The 22,550-nt window shown below is 68.0% G+C and carries 17 protein-coding genes and 1 pseudogene; 15 read left to right on the top strand and 3 right to left on the bottom strand.

Annotated elements, in window-relative coordinates; translation table 11 throughout:
- Nucleotides 1-15 precede the first annotated feature (15 nt).
- The 11 genes and pseudogenes from BW733_RS07640 (at nucleotide 16) to BW733_RS18900 (ending at nucleotide 13,982) form a co-directional block, all read left to right on the top strand.
- Nucleotides 16-363: a hypothetical protein gene (locus BW733_RS07640; protein WP_077349357.1), complete on the top strand. Its 348-nt coding sequence runs from the start codon at nucleotides 16-18 to the stop codon at nucleotides 361-363.
- Complete coding sequence (locus tag BW733_RS07635; RefSeq protein WP_077349355.1) at nucleotides 360-1,508, top strand: glycosyltransferase family 4 protein; 1,149 nt, start codon at nucleotides 360-362, stop codon at nucleotides 1,506-1,508. The genes BW733_RS07640 and BW733_RS07635 overlap by 4 nt, the downstream gene beginning before the upstream one ends.
- Entirely contained in the window at nucleotides 1,505-3,202 is a 1,698-nt protein-coding gene (locus BW733_RS07630; protein WP_077349353.1) for a glycosyltransferase family protein, read from the top strand. Before BW733_RS07635 ends, BW733_RS07630 begins: the two co-directional genes overlap by 4 nt.
- 32 nt (nucleotides 3,203-3,234) lie before the next feature.
- Nucleotides 3,235-3,969 (top strand): annotated as a pseudogene (locus BW733_RS17835) (ABC transporter ATP-binding protein); the annotation flags it as partial.
- A gap of 267 nt (nucleotides 3,970-4,236) precedes the next feature.
- A complete protein-coding gene (locus BW733_RS07620; RefSeq protein ID WP_077349351.1) occupies nucleotides 4,237-6,801 on the top strand; it encodes an ABC transporter permease in 2,565 nt (854 codons plus the stop codon).
- Between the two features lie 400 nt (nucleotides 6,802-7,201).
- Entirely contained in the window at nucleotides 7,202-8,362 is a 1,161-nt protein-coding gene (gene dnaN, locus BW733_RS07615) for a DNA polymerase III subunit beta (RefSeq protein ID WP_077349349.1), read from the top strand.
- A gap of 78 nt (nucleotides 8,363-8,440) precedes the next feature.
- Entirely contained in the window at nucleotides 8,441-9,319 is an 879-nt protein-coding gene (gene gnd / locus BW733_RS07610; RefSeq protein ID WP_077349347.1) for a phosphogluconate dehydrogenase (NAD(+)-dependent, decarboxylating), read from the top strand.
- A 6-nt stretch (nucleotides 9,320-9,325) separates the two neighbouring features.
- Nucleotides 9,326-10,474, top strand: coding sequence for a DNA replication/repair protein RecF (gene recF / locus BW733_RS07605; protein ID WP_077349345.1), 1,149 nt, complete (start codon nucleotides 9,326-9,328; stop codon nucleotides 10,472-10,474).
- A 608-nt stretch (nucleotides 10,475-11,082) separates the two neighbouring features.
- Entirely contained in the window at nucleotides 11,083-11,613 is a 531-nt protein-coding gene (locus BW733_RS07600; protein WP_077349343.1) for a DciA family protein, read from the top strand.
- A 441-nt stretch (nucleotides 11,614-12,054) separates the two neighbouring features.
- Nucleotides 12,055-12,684 (top strand): SIMPL domain-containing protein, encoded by a 630-nt coding sequence (locus tag BW733_RS07595; protein WP_077349341.1) that lies wholly within the window; start codon nucleotides 12,055-12,057, stop codon nucleotides 12,682-12,684.
- 146 nt (nucleotides 12,685-12,830) lie between these two features.
- On the top strand, nucleotides 12,831-13,982 hold the full coding sequence (locus BW733_RS18900; protein ID WP_202970306.1) for a M23 family metallopeptidase: 1,152 nt from the start codon (nucleotides 12,831-12,833) through the stop codon (nucleotides 13,980-13,982).
- 3 nt (nucleotides 13,983-13,985) lie between these two features.
- On the opposite strand, the gene BW733_RS07585 is transcribed toward BW733_RS18900, so the two are convergent.
- Nucleotides 13,986-14,636 carry a DUF2461 domain-containing protein gene (locus BW733_RS07585; protein ID WP_202970305.1) on the bottom strand — a complete coding sequence of 217 codons (651 nt, stop codon included), beginning with the start codon at nucleotides 14,634-14,636 and terminating at the stop codon, nucleotides 13,986-13,988.
- A 413-nt stretch (nucleotides 14,637-15,049) separates the two neighbouring features.
- On the opposite strand from BW733_RS07585, the gene BW733_RS07580 reads away from it, so the two are divergent.
- Nucleotides 15,050-15,286 (top strand): hypothetical protein, encoded by a 237-nt coding sequence (locus BW733_RS07580; RefSeq protein ID WP_152024617.1) that lies wholly within the window; start codon nucleotides 15,050-15,052, stop codon nucleotides 15,284-15,286.
- A 183-nt stretch (nucleotides 15,287-15,469) separates the two neighbouring features.
- Here the strand turns inward: BW733_RS07580 and BW733_RS07575 are convergent, their stop codons facing one another.
- Both BW733_RS07575 and BW733_RS07570 read right to left on the bottom strand, forming a co-directional pair.
- Nucleotides 15,470-16,201: a sulfite exporter TauE/SafE family protein gene (locus BW733_RS07575; protein ID WP_077349337.1), complete on the bottom strand. Its 732-nt coding sequence runs from the start codon at nucleotides 16,199-16,201 to the stop codon at nucleotides 15,470-15,472.
- Nucleotides 16,202-16,258: 57 nt separating this feature from the next.
- Complete coding sequence (locus tag BW733_RS07570) at nucleotides 16,259-16,729, bottom strand: hypothetical protein (protein ID WP_152024616.1); 471 nt, start codon at nucleotides 16,727-16,729, stop codon at nucleotides 16,259-16,261.
- Between the two features lie 323 nt (nucleotides 16,730-17,052).
- Between BW733_RS07570 and gyrB the strand changes: the two genes are divergently transcribed.
- The 3 genes from gyrB to BW733_RS07555 are packed head-to-tail and all read left to right on the top strand — an operon-like array spanning nucleotide 17,053 to nucleotide 22,526.
- Entirely contained in the window at nucleotides 17,053-19,059 is a 2,007-nt protein-coding gene (gyrB, locus tag BW733_RS07565; protein ID WP_237268383.1) for a DNA topoisomerase (ATP-hydrolyzing) subunit B, read from the top strand.
- Nucleotides 19,060-19,111: 52 nt separating this feature from the next.
- Nucleotides 19,112-21,742 carry a DNA gyrase subunit A gene (gene gyrA, locus BW733_RS07560; RefSeq protein WP_077349331.1) on the top strand — a complete coding sequence of 877 codons (2,631 nt, stop codon included), beginning with the start codon at nucleotides 19,112-19,114 and terminating at the stop codon, nucleotides 21,740-21,742.
- Nucleotides 21,735-22,526: a DUF3566 domain-containing protein gene (locus tag BW733_RS07555; protein ID WP_077349329.1), complete on the top strand. Its 792-nt coding sequence runs from the start codon at nucleotides 21,735-21,737 to the stop codon at nucleotides 22,524-22,526. The genes gyrA and BW733_RS07555 overlap by 8 nt, the downstream gene beginning before the upstream one ends.
- The last annotated feature ends 24 nt before the right edge of the window (nucleotides 22,527-22,550 follow it).

Raw genomic sequence — 22,550 nt, 5'->3', positions numbered from 1 at the left:
GATAGACTGCCAGCCATGAGCGACTCCGCCGACGACAACGAGCGTCTCCGGCTCCTGCTCCAGCGCGAGCTCGAGAAGACCCGCGAGGACATGACCCGCATGGCGGCGAGCGCCGCAGAGACGGACGGCGAACTCCAGGCCCTTGCCAAGCGGCTCAGCGTCCGCGAACAGGAACTCGAGGCCGTCATCGTCGAGGCGAAGGAGCTTCGTGACGAGGTGCAGCGGCTCACCGCCGAGAACGCGTCGTTGAAGGCGAGACCAGCCGCGCCGCCACCCCCGCCGCCCGGTCTGGCTGAGCGTGCCGTGCGCAAGGCCCGCCGCACGGCCGGCAAGGTTGTCCGGCAGGTGCGCTCGTCGTCATGACCCCCGACTTCACCGACCTCGACTACGTCCTGGTCACGCCCCGCTACCCACGCGGATGGCGCAACGGCGGAGAGTTCGTCCGCACCCGGGTGCAGGCCTACCAGCGCGCAGGCCTTCGCGGCGCGGTGATCGACCTCTCCGGAACCGAGCCCGCCCGCCACGAGGTCGACGCCGTCGACCTCCTGAGCATTCCGGCCTCCGGGCTCACGCCGCTGCTGAAGGACGCTGCGGGCGCCAGGTGCGCGGTGCTCGCCCACTCGCCCGACCCGGGCGTCATCGACAACCTGCTCGACGAGGTTCCCTCCGCGAGGCTCGCCGTGTGGTTCCACGGCTACGAACTGCGCGACTACCGACGCCTGGCCAGCAACCACACGTCAAGGGAACTGTCCGCCATCACCCAGCAGCGCCGCCAGCTCAACGCCGGCCGGTTCAGGGCGGCCGGCCGACTCTTCGACGACGGCGAGGCGGCGGTCGTGTTCGTCTCCGCGTTCCAGCGGGACCTCGCCCACTTCGACGTCGGAGTGGACTCCCGCGTCTCCCACGTCATCCCCAACCACATCGACACCGAGCTCTTCAGGGCCCGCGTCCGTCGCCCTGACGAGGCGACGAAGCTGCTGCTGATGCGCGGATTCACCGTGCGCAACTACGGCAACGACATCGCCCTGCGCGCCCTGGAACACCTCGCCCACCGACCCGGTTTCGACCGGCTGAGCATCACCGTGCGCGGCTTCGGACCGCTGTTCGCCACCGAGACGTCAGGCCTGCGCGGGTTCGCCAACGTCCGGATCGAGGAGCGCTACTCGACTCCGGTCGAGATGGCGGCCGAGCACTTCGACCACGGCGTCTACCTCTGCCCGACCCGCTTCGACACCCAGGGCGTGATGCTCGGCGAGGCGATGTCGAGCGGCATGGTCACCATCACCAACCCGGTCGCCGCGATCCCCGAGTTCACCGACGACGCGAGTTCGCTGCTTCCCCGCCCCGACGATCCGATCGCTTTCGCCGAGGCCATCTCGTGGATCGTCGACCATCCCGAAGAAATGCCAGCCCTCTCGGCTGCCGCGGCCGACCGGGTGCGCCGCCAGTGCGGGTATGACGCGACCATCGCCCGCGAACTCGACCTGATCCGGGAGCGCACCGCATGAGGTACCACACCCCCGTCGTCTTCTCCGACGACCCGGCCATCGCCGAAGCAGCGAGCCGCCGCGGCTGGAAGGTGATCCTGCGCGACGGGCAGCTGCTGCGCTTCGCCGGGCTCGATCCCAAGCAGACCGTCGCCATGCCGGAGCCCAGCCTGCGCATCGAGCGAGGCTCCCTCGAGGGGGCGAGCCAGCCGTTGTGGAACAACGTGCTGAACTGGCTGACCAAGCACATCCACCGTCCGATGCCCATCGTCGAGCCCAACGGCTACGCCATGGACCTCGCTCTGTGGGCAGGCGCCTCGCGCGGCTGGCCGTTCGGCGTCTGGCTCGATCACCAGTTCCCGATCGGGAGCCCAGGCGCCATTGCGCTGCTGACCTCCGCTGCTGGCTTCTTCGTGCCGAAGGCCGAGGACCTGGACGCGTTCACCTCGCGGTGGCCCGTCGCGATCCGCGAGCTTCCCGACACACCTCTCGTGCCGCTTCCCGAGCGCCCGGCACCGGAGGCGCTGACCCGTGAGGACGGCGTCACCCGGGTGCTGCTCGTCGGCTACTACTCGGGTCCGGCCGCCACAGTAGGCGTGCAGCGGGTCAACTACTGGTTCGAACAGCTCGCCCAGCTCTCCGAAGGCAGGGTCAGCGTCGACCTGGTCACAGCCACCGAATGGCCCGACCCGCCGGAGCGGCTGCACGTCGTGCCGGACCTCGGCGCTGCCGCCCTCACCTCCGGCACCGGCGCCCTCGAGTCGTGGGCCGTGCAGACCCTCGCGGGCTACCGCGAACGCGCCTACTCACCGTCGGCGCACATCGCAGGCTTCTGGACCTGGCAGCTCGAGAAGTACTTCGACGCCCGCGACGATCACTACGACGTCGTCGTGCTCAGCGGCAATCCGTTCGCCTACTTCGACTTCGCCCGCTACGCCAAGCGGCGCTGGTATGCGCGCACCGTCGTCGACTACCGCGACCCGTTCGCGCTCAATCCGCGGGCCAGCCTCTCCGACGAGGCCCGCGCCGACGCCGTCGACTCCGAGCGGGGCTGGAACATGGAGGCCGACGTCGTCACCACCGTCAACGAGGTGACGCGACGGCTCGTCGTCAAGGCCGAGCCGGACACCCGCATCGTCGTGATCCCCAACGGCTTCGACGAGCGCTCAACGGTCGCGCCGGGGACGACCGGTCGTCCCTCCTCCGACGGCGTGAGGCTCGGTCACGCCGGCCAGGTCTTCGCGCAGACGCCGATCGACCCGCTCCTGCGCTCCCTACAGGGTCGCGACATCGAGCTGCACCACCTCGGCCTCCCGATCGCGCAGACCCACGGGGCGCGGGTCGTCAACCATGGCCGGGTCGACCGCGACACGGTGCTCAGCACGCTCGCGGGACTCGACGCCGGAGTCGCCTACGTCACCGAGAGCGGCATCGAGACCCCGACGAAGGTGTTCGACTACCTCCTCGCCGGCCTCGACCTGATCCTGCTGCACCACGGCACCGTCGAGGACTCGGCGTTGCATCCGATGCTCGACGGGGTCGAGGGCGTGTACTGGGTGCACGACGACGAGGAGTCCATCGGCAGGTTCCTGGACGGGTACACGCCGCAGCGTCACGACGACCCCGACCGGGCACGCCGCTTCTCCCGCGAGTCGAGCAGCCGGATCCTGCTCGACCTGATCACCGAACTGGGCGACCACAGCTTCCGGCGCTGACCAGCCCGGATGCGAGGTGGCGCGCTGCTACCGTGGGGAGCGTGAGCATCGCAGCGCGGGCCAAGGGCCTCACCAAGATCTACGGGTCGGGATCTGCCCTTGTCACGGCGCTCGACCGGGTCGACTTCGAGATCGTCAAGGGAGAGTTCACCGCGATCATGGGGCCGTCGGGTTCGGGAAAGTCCACCCTGATGCACCTGATGGCGGCGCTCGACACCCCCACCGACGGCGAGGTGTGGATCGCAGACACGGCCGTCTCAAGCCTCGCCGACACGCCACTGACCGTGCTGCGGCGCGACCGGATCGGCTTCATCTTCCAGGCGTTCAACCTGGTGCCGACGCTCAGCGCCCGCGAGAACATCGTCCTCCCGCTCGCCATCGCAGGGCACAAGATCGACGAGGCGTGGTTCAACCAGGTCGTCGACGTCCTCGGCCTCGGTGACCGGCTCACCCACAAGCCCTCCGAGCTCTCCGGAGGCCAGCAGCAGCGCGTCGCCTGTGCCCGCGCCCTGATGAACCGGCCCGACATCGTCTTCGGCGACGAGCCGACCGGAAACCTGGACTCCACCTCGGCCGCCGAGGTGCTCGGCTTCCTGCGCCGCAGCGTCGACGAGTTTGGGCAGACCGTCGTGATGGTCACCCACGACGCGCACGCCGCCAGCTACGCCGACCGGGCCGTCTTCCTCTCCGACGGCCGCATCGTCGACGAGCTACGCGGCGCGAGCCAGGAGGAACTCCTGCAGGCGATGGCCCGGATCTATCCCAGGCACGACAAGGCGCACGACGAACCGTTCCGCGCTCCCGCATCAGAGGCCGACGAGGCATCGGCGACCAGCGAAGGCGCACCGGAGGTGTCCGCCAAGGCACAGGAGCCCGCGGACCAGGCCGAGCCCACCGCCTTCGAGCCGCAGGCCGACAGGTCGGCCGTCTACCGCGACGGGGGCCATGCTCCTTCACACCGCGGCGAACCCGACGACGAGGAAGAACCGACAGTCGAACGCTCCGTCGCCCGACGCGCCGCCCTGGACTGACCGATGCTGCGCGCAACGCTGAAGTCGCTCTGGGCCCGGAAGGTCCGCCTCGTCCTGAGCGCCCTGTCGATCGTGCTCGGCGTCGCGTTCGTGTGCGGCTCGCTGATGTTCACCGACCTGCTGCGATCCAGCTTCGACCAGATCATCAAGGGATCGCTTGCCGACGTCAACGTCAGCTCCGAGGCTGGCGGGATCGTCGGAACCCAGCCGACCACCCCCGGTGACCTTCCGCTGCTGACGCCGGCGCAGATCGATGAGATCTCCGCCGTCGACGGCGTGCAGAAAGCCGTCGGCATGGTCTCGAGCATGCAGGTCTTCCCGCTCGACAAGGACGGCGACCTGCTTTCCTTCCCCGGCGCGCCCGGCATCGCGATGAACTGGCACGACACCCCGGCCGCAGGTGGCCTCACCGGCGCCCGGATCGTGGAGGGCCGCGCGCCCGAGGCTGACGACGAGGTCGTGATGGACCCGGCGACGGTCGAACGCGGCGGCTACGTCGTCGGAGACACGGTGCAGGTCTCAACCCCTGTCGACGGGATCCAGAACCTCACCCTCGTCGGCACCGGAACCTACGGGGCAGGGTCGACGGCGGGGGCCAGCTATCTGTTCTTCACGCTCGAGCGGATCCAGGAACTCGTCCAGGAGGGGCAGGACGGGTTCTACGCCGCCTGGGTCCAGACCACGCCCGACGCCGACGCAGGCAAGGTCGCGTCCGCGATCCGCGACGTCCTGCCGGCAGGATTCACGGCGGAGACGGGGGACGAGCTGGCCTCCACCATCGAGGAACAGCTCGACGTCGGGCTGGGTTTCATCAACATCTTCCTGCTCGTCTTCGCCGGGATCGCCCTGCTCGTGGCGACGCTACTGATCCTGAACACCTTCTCGATCCTGGTCGCTCAGAGGGCCCGCGAGCTGGCCCTGCTGCGTGCGATCGGGGCCAAGCGCTCGCAGGTGCGCAACTCCGTCCTGCTCGAGGCCCTGATCATCGGCGTCCTCGGAGCGAGCCTCGGGCTGGCAGCAGGCTATGCACTGACGTGGGGGATCCTCGTCGGGCTGCGGGCCGTCGGCCTTGACCTCGGGCCCGTCTCGCCCTCCCTCAGCTGGCAGGCGGTGGTCTCGTCGTACGCGATCGGCATCGTGATCACGATGATCGCCGCCTACCTGCCGGCGCGGCGCGCCTCCCGCACGAGGCCGGTCGAGGCGTTGGCCGCGGCCGTGCAGTCCGGGCCGGAGAAGGTGGGCGGTCTGCCGATGGTCGGTGTCGTCCTCGTCGAGCTCGGCGTCGCGGGCATCGTGTGCGCCACCTGGCTCAATGTGCCGCAGCCGCTCGTCTGGTTCGGGGTGTCGGCCGCGATGCTGCTGATCGGGATGGTGCTGGCCGCTGCCGTGATCGGTGCCCCGCTCGTGTGGCTCTTCGGCAAGGCGTTCACCGCGATGTTCGGCGAGGTGGGAAAGCTCTCGCAACTCAACGCCGTCCGCCAGCCCCGCCGCACGGCGGCGACCGCCGCGACGCTCATGATCGGGCTCGCCCTCGTCACCACCGTCGCGATCCTCGCCTCCAGCACCACGACCTCCCTCGGGGACCGGCTCGCCGAGAACCAGCATGGCGACTTCCTGATCGCCCCCGTCAGCCTCCAGCCGTTCGATGCGAAGGTGATCGACGAGATGCGCTCGGTCGACGGCGTGAGCGAGGTCTACGGCTACTTCAACTCCGCGGCACAGGTCAAGGGCCAGGACGAGCCGGTCAGCATCTTCGGCACCACGAAGGACGGGCTCGAGAAGGGCACCAGCCTCGACCTGATCGCCGGCACCCTCGAGGCCGACGGGGGAGTGCTGCCCGCCGTCGTCGCCACCGACTACGCGACCGAGCACGGCCTGGCCATCGGCCAACTGCTCGACCTGACCGGCCCAAAGGGTTCCGTCGAGGTGCTGATCACCGGGGTGCACAACTGGAACACGGCGTTTCAGACCGGTCAGGTCATCGTGCCGATGGAGGCCTACGGACAGGTCGCCGACACCGCCCTCGTCAACAACGTCGTGGTCTTTGCGGCCGACGGTGCCGACAGCGAGGCGGTCCGCGACGGCCTGCAGGAGAGCGTCTCCGACCAGCCGACGGTCACCGTCTCGGACGTGCACGAGTACGTCCAGGCGCGGATCGACCAGTTTGGCCAACTCTTCGCCGTCATCTACGCGCTTCTGGCGCTCGCCGTCGTCATCTCGGTGCTCGGCATCGTCAACACCCTCGGCCTGTCGGTCATGGAACGCACCCGCGAGGTCGGCCTGCTGCGCGCCGTCGGCATGACCCGCAGGCAGCTTCGCCTGATGGTGACGCTGGAGTCGGTGATCGTCGCGATCCTCGGCGCCCTGCTCGGTGTTCTGCTTGGCATCGTCTTCGGTTGTGCCCTCGTGTCGCTGCTCGGCGACCAGGGGATCGACACCCTTGTCGTGCCTGGCTGGCAGTTGGCCGTCTTCGTCGCCCTCGCCGCCCTCTTCGGCGTGCTGGCCGCCGCGCTGCCCGCCCGCCGGGCGGCCCGGCTCAACGTCCTCGACTCAATCGTGACGCAGTGACGTCGGGGCCCTCGTTCCTTGAGCAGTCGCGCGCACTCGCGTCGCGTGAGTAGCGTCCGCTGACGTGGGGCGAGGCGTCGTCCCATCCGTTCCTTGAGCAGCCTCCGCCGACGTAGTCGCGCGAGGCGTCGTCGCAAGGTCCCGGCCACGACGGCTGACCGCATGAGGAGCTGGGCCAGGACTGCGGGCGGCCCTGCTCAAGGAACGGGAAGCCGACGGCGCCGCCGCTTCGCGGGAGCCTGCTCAAAAAACGGGAGTCGGCAGACGCTCAGCACGCTCGCCGGACCCCCATATGTTGTGGTTGAGGTAGATTCGATCACCTAGACAAGCGATCGGCGCGACAGCCCAGCTATGATGCTGGCGACGAGCTTTTTGCACAACGAAATCAAAGGGGAGCTTCGTGAAGATCCGAGTTGAGCGCGACGCGTTGGCCGACGGCGTGGCCTGGGTGGCCCGCAGCCTCCCCAACCGTCCCACCGCACCGATCCTCGCCGGCATGCTGCTGGAGACAGATGGCGACGGGCTGACGCTCAGCAGCTTCGACTCAACCACATCGGCGAAGGTCAAGCTCCCCGCCACCGTCTCCGACGAGGGCACGGTCCTCGTTTCGGGTCGCCTCCTCTCGGAGATCGCCCGGTCGCTGCCCAACAAGCCCGTCGAGATGGTCTCCGACCACTCGAAGGTCGAGCTGACCTGCGGCCAGGCTCGGTTCACGCTGCAGACCCTCCCCGTCGACGAGTACCCGACGCTGCCCGACATGCCGACCGAGACCGGGCAGGTCGAGGCCTCCGCGTTCGAGAAGGCCGTCGGCCAGGTGTTCGTCGCCGCTGGCCGCGACGAGCTGCTCAACGTCTTCACCGGCATCAAGCTGGAGATCAACGGCGAGTCGCTCTCGCTGCTCGCCACCGACCGCTACCGCATGGCGCTCAAGGAGCTCACCTGGAACCCGAACAACCCCGACGTCGAGGCCAACGTCCTCATCCCCGGCAAGGTGCTCGCTGACACCGCCAAGTCGATGACCTCAGGCGAGACGGTCACCGTCGCGCTCTCCACCACCGAGGCCGAGGGCGAGGGGCTGGCCGGTTTCGTCGGCGAGGGATCGCTCGGCAGCCGTGAGGCGACCACCCGTCTACTCAGCCAGGCGTTCCCGAAGGTGCGCCACCTGATGGACGTCCAGGCGACCGTCTCCGTGCGGGTCAACACCTCCGACCTGCTCGCCGCAGTCAAGCGAGTCTCGCTCGTCGCCGAGCGCAACACCCCGCTGCGGATGCGCATCAACGACGACCACATCGCGCTGGAGGCCGCCACCGGCGACCAGGCGCAGGCCTCCGAGGCGCTCGAGGCCGAGATCGAGGTTGTCGGCGACGAGAAGTCGATCACCGACGCGGGCTTCAACCCGCACTACCTGCTCGACGCGCTGACCGCGGTCGACGCGCCCTACGCGCACTTCTCCTTCACCCTGCCGGGCAAGCCCTGCCTGATCATGGGGCTCGGCAGCATCGACGGCGATCCGCTCACCGACTACCGCCACGTGATCATGTTGATGCGTCTGCCCAGCTGATCTCCCGCACGGACCGCCTTCGACGCTTGTCGGAGGCGGTAGCGTTTCAGTCGAAGAATCGTCTCTCAAGGAGCAAGCATGCGCATCGGTCTGATCGGTCTGGGGAAGATGGGCGGCAACATGCGCGAGAGGTTGCGGCGCAACGGCGTGGAGGTCGTCGGGCTCGACCACAATCCGGACATCTCCGACGCGCGTGACGAGGCCGACCTGGTCAGCCAACTGGAGGGCCCCCGCGTCATCTGGCTGATGGTGCCGATCGACGTCGTCGACCCGCTGATCCGCACTCTGAAGCCCCTGCTCAGCCCCGGTGACATCATCATCGACGGCGGCAACTCCAAGTGGACCCACGACGCAAAGCACGCCGAGTACCTGGCCGATGCTGGGATCGAGTTCCTCGACGTCGGTACCTCCGGCGGCGTGTGGGGTCTCGAGAACGGCTACGCGCTGATGGTCGGCGGACCTGAAGAGGCCGTCGCCATCGCCATGCCCGTCTTCGAGGCGCTCAAGCCCGAGGGCGAGTTCGGCTTCGTGCACGCCGGGTCCCACGGTGCGGGCCACTTCGCCAAGATGGTGCACAACGGGGTCGAGTACGGCCTGATGCAGGCCTACGCCGAGGGTTGGGAGCTCCTCGAGGCGGCCCCGATCGTGACCAACGTGCCCGCCATCTTCGAGTCGTGGCGCGAGGGCACCGTCATCCGCTCGTGGCTGCTCGACCTGATGGTCCGCGCCCTCGAGGCCGACCCGCACCTCGACGAGATCGAGGGCTACGCCGAGGACTCGGGTGAGGGTCGCTGGACGGTCAACGCCGCCGTCGACCTCGCCGTCCCCGTCCCGACCATCGCGGCCAGCCTCTTCGCACGTTTCGTATCGCGCCAGGAGGACTCGCCCGCCATGAAGATGGTCGCCGCGATGCGCAACCAGTTCGGCGGCCACGCCGTCCAGGTGTCGAAGGACTGACGCAAGCTGTTCGTCACCGAGCTGGCGCTCACCGACTTCCGCAACTACCAGCAGGCGGCGCTGGAACTCACCTCCGGGGTGACGGTGTTCGTCGGGCAGAACGGCCAGGGCAAGACCAACCTCGTCGAGGCCGTCGAGTACCTGTCGACCATGACGTCGCACCGGGTCGCGGCCACCGCGCCGCTGATCCGGGCAGGGGCCGACTCGGCGATCGTGCGCGCGAAGGTGCAGGCCTCCGCCGACGATCCGCGGGTGATCTCGCTTGAGCTGGAGATCGCGAACGGTCGCTCGAACGTCGCCCGGCTGAACCGTGCACCCCTTGGTCGGCCGCGCGACCTGATCGGCGCGCTGCGCACTGTCGTGTTCTCTCCGGTGGACCTTGCGATCGTGCGCGGAGATCCGTCCGACCGACGCGGCTGGCTCGACTCGCTCGTGGTGACCCGCTGGCCGCGGATGGCCGGTGTGAGGCAGGACCTGGACCGGGTCCTGAAGCAGCGAAACGCTCTGCTCAAGTCGATGTCGGGCCGCTCGCACACACCTTCTGGTGGTGACGAGGAGGTGACGCTGGCCGTCTGGAACGACCAGCTCGCCGCGATCGGGGCCGAGCTGCTGCACGCCCGCCTCGACACGCTCGCCGATGTCCTCCCGCACGCCCAGCAGGCGTACGAGACGATCGCACCGGTCAACAACCAGGTCTCGGCGTCGTACAAGACGATCCTCGACCTGGACGACGTCAGTTCCGCCCCGGACGTGCGGGCGGAGTTGGCGAACCGACTGCTTTCGGCGATGGAGAGGCTGCGGCGGGACGAGCTGCAGCGCGGCGTCACGCTGGTCGGCCCGCAGCGCGATGACATCGAGCTCACCATCGGTGAGCTTCCCGCCAAGGGGTACGCCTCGCACGGTGAGAGTTGGTCGCTCGCCCTGGCGCTGCGGCTGGGTGGGTTCACCCTCGTCCGCGACGACGGGACCGAACCCGTGCTCGTCCTCGATGACGTGTTCGCCGAACTCGACGCCTCGCGTCGCGAGCGCCTCGCCTCCGCCATCGCCGATGCCGAGCAGGTGCTGATCACGGCAGCGGTAGGGGCCGATGTGCCGGACTTTCCGTCCGAGCGGCGGTTCCGCGTCGAGGCTGGGACAGTCGAACTCGCCGAGTGAACCGGAAGGTCACGCCCGGCTACCGCCTTCACTGACGGTACCGGCGGGCTCTCTTCCGCACGCTGAGTGGGACACGGAGGTCATCAGCGGGCGGCCGCCATCCATCCCCAGGCGATACGAGTGCCTCGGCCTCGGGTACCCGGAGCTGGAGGAGTCTTCACCCTGCCGCGTCAACCGTCCCGGCGCAGGGAACTGGAATCCGATCGGGCAGCTGTGCGCTTGCTCCCGGACCTTCAACTGCGCTCCTTCGGGCCGGTCAGTTCGGCGGCCCGCGACCAACCCATCGTGGGCATGCCGGGGGGAGAGGTCGACCCGAGACCGTCTTCGAGCAGAAGGGCGTCGAGTTACCCACGGCGACCATGCCCCTGTCCTCCGACCTGCGGATCAGCCGCCCGGCACCCTGCGCGAGCAGCAGCGCGACGACCCGCAGTCCTCGAGTGGTGGTGTGCGGTCAGCGTGAGGTTCGGCCCTGGGCGCCGCTGTCGGGTCGTCTTCCCGGTCATGACGGCGGACGGCGGGAAGAACGAGGCCATGGGACGAGACTGGCGTTCTCGCTCTCGTGGGCGGGTGGGTGACCGGCGTCGAGGGCCCGGACTATCCTCGAGACCATGACCGAAACCCCGCACGATCCGACCGGGCTCGAGCTCGCGTCCGAGATCGCGCGGGCCGCCGTCGAGGCCTCGGAGTACGGGTTCGTGCTCCCCGAACCGGCCCCGATGAAAAAGCAGCCGAAGCGGCGGGTGAGGGTGACCGAGCAGCAGCGCTCGAGCGCTCACCCTGACGAACGCGACCCGCAGCTGGTCGGCGCCGTGCTCGACGCCGTCGTCTCGCAGCAGGGCTGGAAGCGGAGGATCGGCCTGTCGACGGTGCTGCGCCGCTGGCCCGATCTGGTGGGGGAGTCCAACGCCGAACACTCCAAGCCCGTGCACTACGAGGACGGTCTGCTGATCGTCGACTGCGACTCGACGGCGTGGGCCCAGGCGATGCGCTACACGGCGTCGAAGTTGGTGGCGCGCCTGAACAAGGCGCTCGGCGAGCAGACCGTGCTTCGCGTCCAGTTCCGCGGGCCGCAGGCCCCGAGTTGGCGCAAGGGCCCGCGCTCGGTCCAGGGCCGCGGCCCACGCGACACCTACGGCTGACGCGCTCCGCCGAGAACAAGGGTGCTCGTCACAGTGGTGACCTTTCGTCCGTGGCCGATCGCTCGACCCGATTACTGGCCGCTCGCTAGTAATTCCAGATTGGGTCTGACCAGAATCGACGTGTGGGCAGGGTGCCTCCAACCCGACGATCGGCGTGTGCTGATGCGGGTGACGAGGCCTGGAACCCCGCGCCTTGGTCGGCGCGGCGGAAGGTCGGGCGGGTCTCCCGGAGCCCGACCTCGAGAAGGCTGGTGTCAGCGCCGGGAGGGATCGGCCTCTCGGTGAGGCTCCCGATATGGGCAGCGATCCATGACGAGCTGGCTCGGAATCGCAGCTGGCTGGCACGCAGCTACCCCGATGCCCTGGTCGGTCCTGCCGACGGGGTGCAGTTGCGCGCCTCCGGTGCCGCACACTCGGGATCGCCCCACCTACCATTGACGCATGAACATCTCCGTGGTCGGCACCAGGTCCGTGACCCTGCCAGCAGAGTGCGTTGTCGTCACCCTCACCGTCGGGTTCATGGGGCCCGACCGTGACAAGGTCGTGGCCGACACCGCCGAGGTGGCCGAGCAGGTGCGCGCGAAGCTCGACGAGGTGACCGCCGATGACGGCGGGAGCGATGCGAAGCTCACCAGCCTGCGCACGTGGACGACGATTCCGTACGACGATCAGGGCCAGCCGAACACCCCGCAGCACGTGGCGCAGGTCCGCGGCTCGGTACGGATCAGCGACCTCTCCCGCGTCGGACCCTTCCTCGGCGAACTCGCCACCAAGGAGGGCGCGCAGGTGGGCCACCTCGACTGGCGACTCTTCGACGAGACCCTCGCCCGGCTGCAGCCCGAGGTACTCGCCGGGGCGTTCGGCGACGCACTCGAGCGTGCCGAGTGGATCGCAGGCGCGGCTGGACGGGCCAACCCGGTCGTGGAGTCCATCGAGGACAACGGGACCCCCTCCTTCGCCATGGCCCGCGGGAAGTCGGCGTTCATGGCAGACAGCGCGCCTAGTTTTGACCTGGATCCGGAAGACGTCGAGGTGTCCGCCACTCTGAGCGTGAAGTTCTCGACGGACTGAACCCGATCAGCCTCTGCAGTCAACACCCGTACTGGGTGATCGCTCACGACACGCCGAGAGCGTGTAACCGATGCTGGCTTGGGCCCTTCCCTTTGAACCCCACTGGTGTTTCCATGGGAGGGTCGATTTTCCGGGAAGGGTAGAGGATGAAGCTGCGCGCGCTCGGCTCCGTGCTGTCGGCGCTCGTTGCCTGCGGTCTGGTCAGTATGGTCGTGACCGATCCGCTGACCACCGTCGAGGCGGTTCCGGAGGGCTCTCCCTCGCCGACCTCGACCGCCCCGGTCGCGCCGGTCGCCCGCAACGTCGACCTGCCGCGCGACGCCACCTACGTCACCGAGTACGACCCGCTCAGCGCCGCCACCCCCGAGGTGGCTGGCCAGAGCGAGGTCCCCGTGCCCCTCCCGACGGCCCCGAAGACGATCACCAAGGAGAAGGTCAAGCCGATCGGCAAGGCCAACCCCGACGCGCTGCTCACCCGTCCCGTGAACGGACGCACCAGCTCCGAGTTCGGCATGCGTTTCCACCCGGTGCTCAAGGTGTGGAAGCTCCACACCGGCCTGGACTGGGGAGTTCCGTGTGGCACCCCGGTCGGCGCCGCGGCAGCCGGCACCGTCGTGCGCACCGGCTGGGCCGGCGGCAACGGCATCCAGGTCAAGATCGACCACGGCATGCTCGCCGGCCACCGTGTGGTCACCACCTACAACCACCTGTCGTCCATCGGCGTGAGCGTCGGGCAGAAGGTCCAGCCCCTCGACGGCATCGGCCGCGTCGGCAGCACCGGATACTCCACCGGGTGCCACATGCACTTCGAGGTGATCGCCGATGGCCAGTTCACCGACCCCGAGCCGTGGCTCAACGGCGACCCGGTCGTCGTCGACCTGAGCAAGATGGCCTACGCGGTGCCTTCGAACAGCCCGACGTCGTCCCCGAGTCCGTCCCCGTCGCCGATCCAGAGTCCCTCTCCGTCTACGCCGCCGTCTCCATCGTCGAGCCCGACACCGTCGCCGAGCGCGACGCCCAAGCCGACGCCGAGCGCGGCACCCACGCCCACACCCACGCCGAAGCCGAGCCCGACGTCCAAGCCGACGCCGAGCGCGACACCCACACCCACACCCACGCCGAAGCCGAGGCCGACGCCGAGCGCGACACCCACGCCGAAGCCGAGCCCGACGCCCACGCCAACCGTGACGACTCCCACTCCGGAGCCGACCAAGACCTCGGCCGCACCCGAGCCGACGACGCAGCCCTCACCGCCGGCGACCACGGCCGCTGCGCCCGAGGCGACCGCGACCGCCTGAGCATCAGTCGCGCAGCCGGACGGCGAACCAGTCGATCAGCGCCGCCACCGAGCGCCACGCCTGCGCCACTTCGGCGGCGAATTCGTCCACGCCTTCGGCGACGATCTCGCGCTCGACGCCCAGCGTCTTGAACCGCAGCAGTTCGATTCGCGGATGGTCCCTGGTGTAACCGCGCGGAGCGGTACGCAACTGCTCGCTTGAGTTGAGCCACCCGGCACCGGTCAGCTCCGACAGGAGGGCCTCGAGCACGGGCCCGGATTCGTCGTCGGCCATCCCTGCCCGCACCCTTGCGAGGGCTTCCGACCTCGCCTCATAGAAGCCGCCGACGGCGATGGCCTCGGCCGAGTTGACCTCGCAGTAGAAGCCGCAGGCGGGCGCCACCTGCACGAAGAGCCCCTGGTGGGTCTTGTAGGGCGACTTGTCTGCGCTGAACCTGACGTCGCGGTTGGGCCGGAAAAGCTTCGCCTCGCCGAACTCGTCGGCCAGGAGGGCAGCCACCGCGCGGAACGGATCGCGCACATCGCGCTCGTAGCGGGCCTTGTTCGCGAGCCACCACTCGCGTGAGTTGTCCTCCTCCAGGTCGCGGTAGAAGGACATGGCGGGCACCGGGAAGCTCTCGAGCGAGGTCACGCCACCGAGATTAGCGCCGCCCACCGACCAAATCTTGGCGAGGGTCAGATCCCTCGACCCGGCCAGAAGTCGGTCGGATTCTCCTGTCCGGAATTGTCGCGAACTCAGGAATTGAGGTTGACGAACGCGCTGAATTCGTATTAGTGTAGGTCACGCCTTACGACAGGAAAGGAGGCCAGAGAGATGATTCAGATCCAGATTGTGCTGATGCCGAATCTGCTTGCGCAGAGCGCCACAGTGGCCTCCGTCGCGCGTCGCGCCTGACCTGCTGGTCTCAAGCCGAGCGCAGTTCTCACACCACCCTCATGGGCACAGCCGTGCCCTGACCGGCGCGTCGTCGCGCCACCAGACCCGACACCGGGTCTGAACCCCACGCACCAACGTCGCGAGGGGAAGCAGTGTGCCCATGCGGCACAGAGCCTGTCGAAAGAACCATCGTGAACACCACTCACCGGCCCACCGTGAGTCGATTAACCGAGAACACCGTGATCGTCGTGCCCGAACTCGCCCGCCTCGGCTGGCGCGACCGGATCGCGCTGAAGGTCGGCATCTGGGTGATCGAGCACACCGTCCATCCGGGGACGGGCCACGCTGAAGAGATGCTGCGGCTTCATGCCGCCGACGAGGTCGCGAGCCGCGAACTCAGGTCGCTTCACTGGCTCCCGCCCCGCTGACCCGCCCGCTGGGGGCGCGCATCCCGTGCGTCCCCAGCGGACCACCGCACATCCACCGCATTTCACAGGAAGATTTCACACCCCCTGATCGCGCCATGAACAATTGATCCGAGACGTCACGCGCAGAATTCAAGGCCGAGTTCTGGCGCAATTCCGCATTCCCAGAATTGGGTGGCGTGTGCCTTATGAGCCAATGAGTGCGACCGACGCGATAACGGAGGTGAGCAGCGTCACGATGTCGAAGGTCCGCTGCGGGATCTTTCCGATGAACGCGATCCCCACCAGGGTGCCCACCAGGACGACGGGGACGAGGAACGCCGCCGTCGTCAGCACGGACGGGGTGAACAGTCCGAGCGAGGCGGTGAGCGGAGTCTTTGCCACGTTGATGATCAGGAAGTACCAGGCGCCGGTACCGAGGAACCTCAGCTTCTCGACCTTCGCCAACTGCAGATAGATGGCCATTACCGGGCCGGCCGCGTTGGCAGCCATCGTGGTGAACCCGGCGAGCACCCCGGCGGAGACGGTCAACGCCCGGTGCGGCGGAGCGTCCTCGGCCTCCTGCGGCCTGCGGAACAGCATCATGGCGAGCTGAATGAGCACGAACAGCAGCAGGAGCGCCCCGATCGAGCGCTTCAGCACCAGATCGTCCACCCAGGAGAGGAACCAGGCGCCGAGCAGGAGTCCGGGGACCACCGCGGGGATGAGGCCGCGCAGGAGCTTCCAGTCGGCCGCCTTCCTGTACCTCAGGACGGCGACCACGTCGCCCGTGATCAGGAGCAGGAGCGCGGCGGCGGTCGACTCCTTGGTCGGCATCGCGAGCGCGAGCATCGCGACCGACAGGGAGGCGAGGCCGCCGAAGCTCGTCTTGGCCACCCCGATCAGCAGCGCGGCCCCGATCAGCAGCACCCATTCCATCTGGTCACCTCACTCCGCACCACAGGGTATCGGCCGACCAAGCAGAGGGTGACGGTCTCAGTGGTGCGCCTCGCCGTCGATTCCCCGGCGGACCCGGCAGGTGACGATCCGGGCGGAAAACTCCAGCTCGACGTCAAGGAGCGACAGGTGGAACACGTCGCCACACCGGCCCAGGTCGGAGACTTGGCCGCCAGCCTGCGAGGGTCGTCCGTCCGGCGAGGGGAGCGAGTCTCCAGATGTGAGCCAACGGAGGATCTGCGCCCCCTCGAAAAGGAGGTGAACCGTCATCGGATGATCCATGACCTCCGACTCGAGGCACTCGAAGACCAGTTCCAACGACAGGTGGATCGGGTCGTAGGCGACGCGGAGGCATTCCATCTCGTGCAGAAAGATGACACTGCCATCGACGGTGTGGAACTCGTACAGGTCCGGGGAGGGCTCAGCGAAGCCGGTGAAGGTCACGGCCGTTGACGAAGCCGTGTCAGGTCGCCCGTCCCCGGTGCGCTTTGTCGTCCATGGCCATCGCATCGCCCCAGTATGTCGGTGCTGATCAGTCGTCGCGAGGGAGCCCTGGTCGTCCCGTCGTCCGCAACTGGTCCAAGCGGAGGAGCGTTTCCCGGCTCTGAGAGCCACGGACCGTCCGGGAATAGGGGACCGCACCAACGAGCATCGAATCGGTCAGAGACGCGAATCTGGCCGTTTGGTGGCATCGAGGGCGTTCAGATGCCGCACTTGCTGGGGCGAAGGGGTAGAATTGGTTCGTTCAATGGCGCCGGTACCCTCCGGCGCCAATGTGTGTGGTCAGGAGCAATGTGTCCGAAGACGTGCAGGATAACGAGGAGTTCGGCCCGATCGAGAAGATCGAGGGACTGCTCGACGCAGCAGACATCACCGTCTCCGGCAGCTACGACGCAGATCAGATCTCGGTCCTCGAGGGCCTTGAGGCTGTGCGCAAGCGCCCCGGTATGTACATCGGTTCGACGGGTGAGAGAGGGCTGCACCACCTCGTCCAGGAGATCGTCGACAACTCCGTCGACGAGGCCCTCGCCGGTTACTGCGACTCCATCGAGATCGAGCTGCTCGACGACGGCGGCGTCCGGGTCAAGGACAACGGGCGAGGCATCCCCGTCAAGGAGCACCCGGTCGAGAAGATCCCGACCGTCACCCTCGTGCTGACCGTGCTCCACGCCGGCGGCAAGTTCGGCGACGGTGGCTACAAGGTCTCCGGTGGCCTTCACGGCGTCGGCTCCTCCGTGGTCAACGCCCTCTCCGACAAGCTGATCGTCGACGTCTTCCGTGACGGCTTCCACTTCCAGCAGACCTTCCACCTCGGCGAGCCCGTCACCGAACTCGAGCAGCTCGAGGAGACGGACACGACCGGCACCACGATCACCTTCTACGCGTCGCCCGACATCTTCGAGACGACCGAGTACAACTACGACACCCTCGCGACCCGCTTTCGCGAGATGGCTTTCCTGAACAAGGGCCTCAAGCTCTCGCTGATCGACCTGCGCACCGCGCACCAGGTCGTCACCGGCGACGAGGGCGAGACCGACACCCCCTACAGCGAGTTCTTCTACGAGGAGGGCCTCAAGGACTACGTGAAGTACCTCTCCGCTGGCAAGGAGTCGATCCACCCGACGGTGATCGACGTCGAGGCGCACGCTCCCGACCTCGGCATGGGCGTCGAGATCGCCATGCAGTGGAACTCCAGCTACTCCAGCTCGGTCTACACCTTCGCCAACACCATCAACACCCACGAGGGCGGCACCCACGAAGAGGGCTTCCGCGCCGCGCTCACCAACACCGTCAACCGGTGGGGCGAGTCGTGGGGCCTGATGAAGAAGCGCGAGGACCGCGTCTCGGGTGACGACATCCGGGAGGGCCTCACCGCCATCGTGTCGATCAAGGTCGCCGAGCCGCAGTTCGAGGGCCAGACCAAGACCAAGCTCGGCAACACCGAGGCGAAGAGCTTCGTCCAGCGCGTCATGAACGACCGTCTCGGCGACTGGTTCGAGCGCAACCCCGCCGAGGGCAAGGAGATCGTCCGCAAGTCGCAGTCCGCCGCGCAGGCGCGCATCGCCGCCCGCAAGGCGCGCGACATGGCCCGCTCCCGCAAGGGCCTGCTCGGCGGCTCCGGCCTCCCAGGCAAGCTCGTCGACTGTCAGTCGACCAACCCCGCCGAGTGCGAACTGTTCATCGTCGAGGGCGACTCGGCGGGCGGCTCCGCCCGCGGTGGCCGCGATCCGAAGACGCAGGCGATCCTCCCGATCCGCGGAAAGATCCTCAACGTCGAGAAGGCACGCATCGACAAGATCCTCGCCAACAAGGAGGTCGAGGCGATCATCAACGCCCTCGGCGCCGGCATGCAGGAGGACTTCGACGTCGACAAGCTGCGCTACCACAAGCTCGTGCTGATGGCCGATGCCGATGTCGACGGCGCGCACATCCGCACGCTGCTGCTGACCCTGCTGTTCCGCTTCATGCGCCCGATGATCGACGCCGGTCACGTGTTCCTCGCACAGCCGCCGCTGTTCCGGCTCCGTTGGTCGAACGCGCCGCACGAACTGGCCTACAGCGACTCCGAGCGCGACGCCCTGCGCAACGCGGGCCTCGAGGCCGGCAAGAAGCTGCCGCAGGTCAACCCGATCCAGCGCTACAAGGGCCTCGGCGAGATGAACGCCGACGATCTCTGGGAGACCACTATGGATCCGGAGAACCGGATCCTGCTGCAGGTCACCCTCGATGACGCCGCGATGGCCGACCAGATGTTCTCGATCCTGATGGGCGAGGACGTCGAGCAGCGCCGCAGCTTCATCCAGCGCAACGCCAAGGACGTCCGGTTCCTCGACATCTGAGCCGACTCCCACGATCACTTTCGACTGACTAGGTATTTGAGGGTTATTCAGCATGGCTGACGAGAAGGACGACACCACCACCGACGAGATCGAGGCCCCAGGGCTCGGCCGCGTCGATCCGATCGACCTGCAGGTCGAGATCCAGAACTCGTATCTCGACTACGCGATGAGCGTCATCGTCGGACGAGCGCTGCCCGACGTGCGCGACGGCCTGAAGCCGGTGCACCGTCGGGTGCTCTACGCGATGTGGGACGGCGGCTACCGCCCCGACCGCGGCTGGAACAAGTGTTCCCGCGTCGTGGGTGAGGTGATGGGTCTCTACCACCCGCACGGCGACTCCGCGATCTACGACACCCTCGTGCGCCTCGCGCAGCCGTGGGCGATGCGCTACCCGCTCGTCTCCGGCCAGGGTAACTTCGGTTCGCAGGGCAACGACAAGGCCGCGGCCATGCGGTACACCGAGTGCAAGATGGCCCCGCTCGCGGTCGAGATGGTGCGCGAGATCGAGCAGAACACGGTCGACTTCCGCCCCAACTACGACAACCGTGAGGAGGAGCCGGTCGTCCTGCCGGCCCGCTTCCCGAACCTGCTGGTCAACGGCTCGACGGGCATCGCCGTCGGCATGGCCACCAACATCCCCACGCACAACCTGCGCGAGGTCAACGACGCCGTCCAGTGGGCGCTCGAGAACCCCGAGGCCAGCCGCGAGGAACTCCTCGAGGCAGCGATGCAGCGCATCCAGGGCCCCGACTTCCCTGGCGGAGGACTGATCGTGGGTCGTGGCGGCATCGAGGAGGCCTACCGCACCGGTCGCGGCTCGGTCACCATGCGCGCCGTGATCGACATGGAGGAGGACAACAAGGGTCGTCAGCTCCTGGTGATCACCGAGTTGCCCTACATGTGCAACCCGGACACCCTCGCCCAGAAGATCGCCGACCTGGTCAACTCCGGTCGCCTCACCGGCATCGCCGACATCCGCGACGACACCTCTGCCCGAACCGGTCAGCGGCTCGTCATCGTGCTCAAGCGCGACGCGCAGCCCCGCGTCGTGATGAACAACCTGTACAAGCACACCGCGCTGCAAGACACGTTCGGCTGCAACATGCTCGCCATCGTCGAAGAGGTGCCGCGCACGCTGCGCCTCGACCAGTTCATCTCGCTGTGGATCAAACACCAGCTCGAGGTCATCCGTCGCCGCACCCAGTGGCAGCTCGACGAGGAGGAGCGCGCAGCGCACCTCGACCGCGGCCTGGTAAAGGCCCTCAACATGCTCGACGAGGTGATCGCGCTGATCCGTGCGAGCCGCACCGCCGAGGAGGCGAGCCTCGGGCTGCAGGACCTGCTCGACATCGACGAGCTCCAGGCCCGCAACATCCTCGACCAGCAGCTGCGTCGTCTCGCCTCGATGGAGATCCAGAAGATCGTCGACCGGCTCGCCGAACGCGAGCGCCGGATCGCCGACCTCAAGGACATCCTCGCCGACGAGGTCCGGCAGCGCACCATCATCTCCACGGAGCTGCAGGAGATCGTCGACAAGTACGGCGACGACCGTCGCACGCGCATCGTCGCGGCCGACGGCGACTTCTCCGAGGAGGACTTCATCCCCAACGAGGATGTCGTCGTCACCATCACGCACGGCGGCTACGCCAAGCGGACCCGCGCCGACCAGTACCGGCTGCAGAAGCGCGGCGGCAAGGGTGTGCGCGGCGCCTCGCTGCGGGCCGACGACGAGGTGCAGCACCTCTTCATCACCACGAACCACCAGTGGCTCCTGTTCTTCACCAACTACGGCCGCGTCTACCGCACGAAGGCCTGGCAGCTGCCGGAGGCCGGTCGTGACGCCAAGGGCGGCCACGTCGCGGGGCTGATGAACTTCCTGCCGGACGAGCGGATCGCCCAGGTGCTGACGATCAACAGCTACGAGGACGCCCCGTACCTGCTGCTCGCCACGAAGAAGGGCCTCGTCAAGAAGACCGAGCTGAAGGCCTACGACTCGCCGCGCCAGGCGGGAGTCATCGCGATCAACTTCCGTGACGAGGATGACGAACTGATCGGCGCGTCGCTGGTCAGCTCTGAGGACGACGTCCTGCTGATCTCGCGCAAGGCCCAGGCCATCCGGTTCCAGGCCGACGACTCGCAGCTGCGCCCGATGGGCCGCGCCACCTCCGGCGTCACCGGCATGAAGTTCCGCGACGGCGACGAGCTGCTCTCGCTCTCGGTCCTGAAGGCCGACGAGGACTACGAGGACCAGTTCGTCTTCACCGTCACCGACGGCGGCTTCGCCAAGCGCACCGTCATCGACGAGTACCGCCAGCAGGGTCGAGGCGGTCTCGGCATCAAGGCCATGAAGCTGAGCGAGGGCCGCGGCCAGCTCGTCGGCGGCCTGATCGTCGCCGAGGGCGACGAGGTGATCGCGATCAAGATGTCGGGCCAGGTGACCCGCTCCGCCGTCTCGGATGTCCCTGTCAAGGGACGCGACACGATGGGCGTCAAGTTCGTCGGTGTCCGCGGTGGGGACAGCGTCCGTGCGATCGCCCTGTACCCCGAGTCGAAGGTTCTGGAGGAGCTCGAATCCGAGGCGACTGAGAACGCCGCCGGGGAAGACACGGTCGAAGAGGGTACCGTAGGTGACGAAATTGTTGCCGAGACGGTGATCGAGCCGCAGGAGGACACCGATGAGTGAGAACTCACCGCGTTGGCCCGGACGTAACGGATCGCCCGGCCTCGACTTTTCTCCGTACCGCAAGACGGACGACGAGAAGGCGGAGCCTGCGGAGGTGAGCGCCAAGTCGGCGGCCGCGAAGTCCGACGACACGCAGGTCTCGCAGGCGGCCAAGGGCCCGGCCGAGGCGCCGAAGCCCAGGTCCACGGTCTCCGAACGCGCAGCCAACACCGCGAAGGAGTGGGCGGCCGTTCCCGTCTCGGGGATGCCCGCCACCGCTCGCACCGCTGAGCAGGAGGACAAGCCGTCCCACCCGAGCACCGCGACCCGCCCCGACCCGAAGCCTGTCGTCAAGGCCGAGCCGAAGACGACCGAGAAGGTCGAGGCCAAGCCCGACAGTGCGACCCTCACGCCGAATACGCGCAGCCGCCGCACCCGCAAGGCCCGGCTGCGCCTCTCGCGCATCGATCCCTGGTCGGTGATGAAGACCACGTTCCTGTTCTCGATCGCGTTCGGCATCATGCTGGTCGTGGCGACGTTCGTGATCTGGTCGGTGCTCGCCGGCTCCGGGGCGATGGAGTCGGTCAACACGCTTGTCAACACCGTCCTGGGCGACGCCGAGAACCCGGAGAACTCATTCCGGCTCGAAGACTACCTCTCGTCCTCGCGCGTGCTCGGTTTCGCCGCCGTCCTCGCCGCGATCGACGTCGTGATCATCACGGCCGTCGCCACCCTGTTCGCCTTCCTCTACAACCTGGCCGCCACCGTCATGGGCGGCCTGGAGGTCACCCTCGCCGAGGACTGAGCCACGTTCGAACATCTGGCCGGG

The sequence above is a fragment of the Tessaracoccus flavescens genome (genome assembly GCF_001998865.1).
In the GTDB taxonomy this organism is placed as follows: Bacteria; Actinomycetota; Actinomycetes; order Propionibacteriales; family Propionibacteriaceae; genus Arachnia; species Arachnia flavescens.
The sequence above is the reverse complement of the archived record's forward strand: the minus strand, read 5'-3'. Positions and strand labels throughout refer to the sequence as shown.